Annotated in this window: 6 protein-coding genes; all 6 read right to left on the bottom strand. The window is 70.3% G+C overall.

Features of this window, described 5'->3' with window-relative positions:
- Positions 1-31 precede the first annotated feature (31 nt).
- Positions 32-691 (bottom strand): hypothetical protein, encoded by a 660-nt coding sequence (locus tag N7925_RS31805; RefSeq protein ID WP_274345896.1) that lies wholly within the window; start codon positions 689-691, stop codon positions 32-34.
- Positions 688-1,518, bottom strand: a complete 831-nt coding sequence (locus N7925_RS31800) for an ATP-binding cassette domain-containing protein (protein ID WP_274345895.1) — start codon at positions 1,516-1,518, stop codon at positions 688-690. Before N7925_RS31800 ends, N7925_RS31805 begins: the two co-directional genes overlap by 4 nt.
- A gap of 102 nt (positions 1,519-1,620) precedes the next feature.
- Entirely contained in the window at positions 1,621-2,967 is a 1,347-nt protein-coding gene (locus N7925_RS31795) for an aminotransferase-like domain-containing protein (protein ID WP_274345894.1), read from the bottom strand.
- Positions 2,960-4,075 (bottom strand): alpha-hydroxy acid oxidase, encoded by a 1,116-nt coding sequence (locus tag N7925_RS31790; RefSeq protein ID WP_274345893.1) that lies wholly within the window; start codon positions 4,073-4,075, stop codon positions 2,960-2,962. Before N7925_RS31790 ends, N7925_RS31795 begins: the two co-directional genes overlap by 8 nt.
- Complete coding sequence (gene hppD / locus N7925_RS31785) at positions 4,072-5,136, bottom strand: 4-hydroxyphenylpyruvate dioxygenase (RefSeq protein ID WP_265602913.1); 1,065 nt, start codon at positions 5,134-5,136, stop codon at positions 4,072-4,074. The genes N7925_RS31790 and hppD overlap by 4 nt, the downstream gene beginning before the upstream one ends.
- Positions 5,137-5,183: 47 nt before the next feature.
- Complete coding sequence (locus tag N7925_RS31780; protein WP_274345892.1) at positions 5,184-5,402, bottom strand: MbtH family protein; 219 nt, start codon at positions 5,400-5,402, stop codon at positions 5,184-5,186.
- Position 5,403 lies beyond the last annotated feature (1 nt).

The raw sequence follows: 5,403 nt of genomic DNA, 5'->3' as shown, positions 1-5,403 counted from the left end.
GCAACCCCGTACGGCGCGGAGGGTCGGCAGTCTATTCCCTGCGCCCGGCGACGAACTGCGTGGCGGCGGTGAACATGGCAAGGATCACCACGGAGATCGCCAGCATGATCCCGGCGGGGGCGAGCAGTTCTTCCGCGTCGGAGGTCGTGGACATCAGGGTGAACAGGCGGTTGACCGGAGGCATGCCCTTGACGAAGAGAGCTCCCATCACCAGCGCGAGAGCGGCGACCAGCCCGTACCCCTGCCGTCTGAAAACCAGCCGCGAGCACAGCACGCCGATGGCGATGCCGATGAGGGCACAGGTGAGCTGCGCCTCAAGACCCACCAGAAGGTCGACCGTGGTCACCACGTAGTCGCCCATCCACAACGGGAAGAGCAGTCCGAAAACCATCAGAACGAGACAGCTCAGCAGGGCCGTGCCGATCGCCGCGAGGAGGACCGTGAGCGGTCGGCCGCCTGCGGTGATGACGACGATCGCCCGCTGCGGCGGGTCGTCCAGACTCATCAGAGCGATGGTCAGCCAGGTCGAGCAGACGAACAGCGCACCGGCGGAGGAGGCGTAGGCGGGGGCCAGCGGGCCGCTGCCGTTGACGGTCAGCACGCCCATGAGGCCCATGAAGAGGAGGAACGGGGCGAGGTAACGCTGCGTGTGCAGCACGGTGGCAAAGGTATAGCGGATGAGCGCGATCACCGCATGTCTCCCTTGGTCGCGGCGTTCGGCGTCTCGTGGTGGTCCGTGGTCGTCCCGGTGACGCGCTCGACGGACCAGCCGTGCTGGAGTGCGGTGAACAGCAGAGCGTCGGTGGACTCGCGCCCCACGCTCATCCTGACGCCCATGACGTCCCGGCTCACCGTCAGTACGCCGTCGAGTTGTTCCCAGCCGAGGTCCTGCGGTACCCGGCCGTCCCGGCCCGCGGTCAGGACGACGTCGGACACGGGCCGCTGCTCGGTGGCCCGCGTCTCGGGCCCCTTCAGGGCCACGTGGCCCCTGCTGACCGTGTAGGTCCGGGTGGCGCGGGCCCGGGTGACCGATTCGCGGTGGTCGGTGAACACGACGGTGCCACCGGAGGCCGCGACCTCGGTCATGATCTCGGCGAGCACACCGTGGGCGTCAGCGTCCAGCCCGGACCACGGCTCGTCCAGGACGAGCAGCCCGGGGTCCACCAGGAGGGCCTGGGCCAGCGCGACCTTCTGCGCGTTGCCCTTCGACAGGCTCCGCAGGGGGGCGTGCTTGCCGCCCACCAGGGCGAGCCGGTCCAGCAGCCGGTCGGCCCGCGCCGAAGCGACCGAGGTGGTCAGCCCGCGGACGCGGCCCATGTGTGTCAGGTACGCCACGGCCGACATGCGTTCGTTGGGTGAGAACCGGTCCGGGACGTACCCGACGACGGGCGGCCGGTCGACCACCGTGCCGCGAGTCGGCCGCGACAGGCCCACCGCGATCCGCAGCAGTGTCGACTTACCCGATCCGTTCCCGCCTGCGAATGCCACAACCTCGCCGGCCGGGGCCTCCACGTCCACGTCTCTCAGGATCCAAGCGCCGCGGCCATAGCGCTTACTCACTGCTTGAAGACGTAACAACTGATCTCCTTCGTCCGGCGTAGCACCCCACATGCTCGCAGATTACGGGGCTCGGTCTCCGCTGTGCACAAACCGCATATTCACGGAGCCACGACTCCGTTCGACGAAGAGAGCGGCGAGCCGGTCGAGTCCCTCCTCGATCTCGGCACCGCTGAGCGAACTGACCGAGAGACGCAGCTCGTTGGAGCCGCCCGGTCCGCTGTAGAAGTGGCACATCGGTGTCCAGAGCACGCCGAAGCGCCGTGCGGACACCTCCAACAGGTCGTCGTCGACCGTGAAGGGCACGGTCACGCTCACGAAGAACCCGCCGGCCGGGGTGTTCCAGGAGACGCCTGGGCAGTCGGCGAACCTGGCCTCCAGTCCGTCCACGACCTGGCGGAGGTTGCGCCGGTAGACCTCCTGTTCCCGGCCGTTCGCCGAGTCCAGGCTGTAACCGTTCTCCAACAGCGCTCCGCCGACCACTGCTTGGGCGATGGGTGAGGTGTTCACCGTGACCATGCTCTTGATCTTGGAGAGCTGGTCGGCGAACAGGCCGGTGGTGCCCCGCGCGTCGCGGACGCGCTGATCGGCCACCGCGTAGCCGACCCTGGCGCCGGGCAGCACCGTCTTGGCGAAAGAGCCCAGGTAGACCACGCGGCGCGCGCTGTCCAGCGCCTTGAGGGTGGGCGGCTTTCCCCCTCCGCCGTGGAACAACCCGTACGGGTTGTCCTCCAGCAGGAGGATGTCCTCCCTCTCGGCCACCTCCAGCAGCGCGCGGCGGGTGGCCAGGTCCATGCTGAGACCGGACGGATTGGCGAAGTCGGGCATCACGTAGCACGCCCGCGGACGCAGGCCCCGCTGCCTCGCGCCGTGGATCCGCGCGACAAGGTCGTCCAGGTCGATACCGGCCGCGCCGCCGGCGACGGGCAGCACCGGCATGTCGACCAGCCGTGCCGCACCGGTGAGGCCGACGTACATGGGCGAGACCGACAGCAGAACATCGCGCGGGTTGGCGCGCAGCGCCCGCAGGACCAGGAACATCGCCTCCTGGCAGCCGACGGTGACCACGATCGACTCCGGGTCGGCGTCGATGCCCTCGTCGCGCGCGAGGCTGCGGGCAACGAGGCCGTGCACGATGCCCTTTGTACGGCCGTACTGGCACAGTGTCCGGCTCACCTCCCCCTGGGAGTAGCCCAGTTCGCCGGAGAGGTGGTCGGTAAAGGTCCGCAGGCGGCGGTGGACGGACTCCACATCGAAGAACCGTTCCACGGGGCGGCCCGGCGCGAAGGACAGCGCCTCGGGGTAACGCCCGGTGATCTCGTTGAGGAAGTTCATCGACGTGAGCGCCGGGTCCTCCAGCGATCCGTGCAGCTCCGCCGTGACCAGGTCCACGGATTCCGTGTCAGGCATGGGCGCCCGTCCTCTCCGTACGCAGCGCCGCCGCGGCCGTGGCGTCAGCGCATCCGGCCAGCGTCATGCCCTGGCCCAACTCGGTTCGCACCAGGCCCAGTACCTGCTCCACGCCCCGCTCTCCGCCCGCCGCGAGGCCCCACAGCACCGGGCGGCCGAGCAGGACGCCCCGGGCCCCGAGGGCTAGCGCCTTCAGCACGTCCATGCCGCCGCGCACGCCGCTGTCCAGCAGGACTTCGCAGTCGCCGCCGACGGCCTCGGCCACGGCAGGCAGCGCCCGGGCGCTGGGCACGGCGCCGTCCAGCTGGCGGCCCCCGTGGTTGGACACCACGACGGCGTCGGCTCCGACATCCACGGCCGCGCGGGCGTCCCGCTGGTCGAGGATTCCTTTTACCACCACGGGCAGCGACGTCCTGGCGCGCAGCTCGGCCAGGTCGCGCCAGTTCAGCCCGGGCGCGAACGCGCTGCTGGTGTGCACGGCGAGCGCCGAGCCGCCGCCGAACCGGCGATGCGCCTCGGTGGCCGGACCGCTGTCCAGGTTGGCCGCCCGCACGTGGCGGGGGAGCGTGAAGCCGTTGCGGACGTCCCGGAGCCTGCGACCCATCAGCGGAACATCGACGGTGACCATGAGCGCCTCGCAGCCGGCGGCCTCGGCACGGGCGACCAGTTCGTGGTTTTTGGCCCGGTCGCGCAGGCAGTAGAGCTGGAACCAGGTGGTCGCCCCGGTCGCGGCGATGTCCTCCACGCGGTGGCTGCTCAGGGTGCTCACGACGAAGGGGACGCCGGCCGTGCGGGCCGCCAGGGCGGTGGCGAGTTCGCCGTCCTCATGGACCAGCCGCTGGTAGGCCATGGGCGCGACGGCGACGGGCATCGCGGCGTGGCTGCCGAGCAGCCGGGTGCGAGTGTCGGCCTCGGCGACGCCGGTGAGGACCCGCGGCACGAGCGCGATGTCGGCGAAGGCGGCGCGGTTCGCTGCCAGGACCGCCTCCGTACCGCTGCCGCCCTCGACGAAGTCCCAGACGCCGGGGTCCAGCACCGCGCGGGCGTCCGCCCGGACGTCGTCCAGGCACACCGGATCGGGGTCCTCGAGCACCTCGGCGACCGTCATCCCAGCTGCTCCGCTTCGACGGCCTCGTACAGCGCCTTGATGTTGCCGCTGCCGAAGGTGGTGGCCCCCGCCCGCTCGATGACCTCGAAGAACAGCGTCCTGCGGGGGTGGACCGACCTGGTGAAGATCTGGAAGAGCTGACCGGCGTGGTCCTCGTCGGCCAGGACGTCGAAGTCGGCGAGCCGGTCCGCGGAGTGCCGTACCAGCCGCAGCCGGTCACCCAGCATGCGGTAGTAGGTGGCGGGGGTGGTCAGGAAGTCGACACCCCGGGTGCGCATGGCGCCCACCGACTGGACGATGTCCTCGGTACGGAAGGCGATGTGCTGGACGCCGGCGCCGCCATGGTTCTTGATGAAGAAGTCGATCTGACCGGGCTCTCGGCGGGTGTCGGGCTCGATGAGGGTGAGCGTCACCGTGCCGGACGGGTTCTGGACGACCTCGGAGTCCATCGCCTGCGAACCGACGACGATCTTCTCGGTGAAGGTGTTGCGGAAGTCGAGGACCCGCTCGTAGAACTCGACGACCGGCCGAAGTGCGCCCGGTTCCAGGCAGACCGCGAAGTGGTCGATCTCCAGCAGTCCGGTCGGGGCGGGCGGTGCGCCGCCGGTTGCGGGGACGAAGCCCGGGAGCCGGTCGCCGGGAACGCCTTCGAGGCGCTGGACCAAGGTGTGCCGGACGTCACCGAAGGCCATCACCGAGGCGGTGACGACGCCGTCGCGCTCGGCCGGTTCCGCGACCGGTCGGGCACCTCGGCGGACGGCCTCGGCGAAGGCGGCCGAGGCGTCGGGCACCCTCAGGGCGATGTCGGCGACCCCCTCGCCGTGCAGCCGGGTGTACACGGCGGCCGGGTGGTCGTCGGCCACCGCCTCGGTCAGGACCAGCCGTATCCGCTCGCGGCCGACCGCGGCAGAACGCGCCCCGTCCTCCGCGACGGCCGTGGCGTACACCTCGAGGCCGTAGGCGCGGGCGAGTTCGTCCGCCTTGGCGTCGAGATCCTCGACGTACAGCGTCACATGATCGATGGACATGTCCTGGAAGCCGGTGTTCCGTGATGCGTTCACAGCCGTGTTCCCCTGAGTAGTGCCGTTCGTTCCCCCGCCTGTGCGCGTCATTCGGCACTGTCTCCCATCGCCGCGACCAGGCTGGCGGGACGCATGTCGGTCCAGTTCTCCTCGATGTGGTCCAGGCAGGCCTGTCGGCCGGCCTCGCCGAACACGGCCGTCCAGCCGGCGGGTACGTCGGCGAACGCCGGCCACAGGGAGTGCTGCCCTTCGTCGTTGCGCAGCACGAAGTAGGTGCCGTTCTCGTCCTCAAAGGGGTTGGTCACG

Origin of the sequence: Streptomyces sp. CA-278952 (assembly GCF_028747205.1) — a bacterium.
Taxonomy (GTDB): Bacteria; Actinomycetota; Actinomycetes; order Streptomycetales; family Streptomycetaceae; genus Streptomyces.
Note: the sequence above shows the minus strand (reverse complement) of the source record. Positions and strands in the feature narration are given on the sequence as shown.

Excerpts from the sequence above, each read along its gene's own strand:
- N7925_RS31795 (WP_274345894.1), bottom strand. The coding sequence starts at position 2,967 with ATGCCTGACACGGAATCCGTGGACCTGGTCACGGCGGAGCTGCACGGA.
- N7925_RS31790 (WP_274345893.1), bottom strand. The coding sequence starts at position 4,075 with ATGACGGTCGCCGAGGTGCTCGAGGACCCCGATCCGGTGTGCCTGGAC.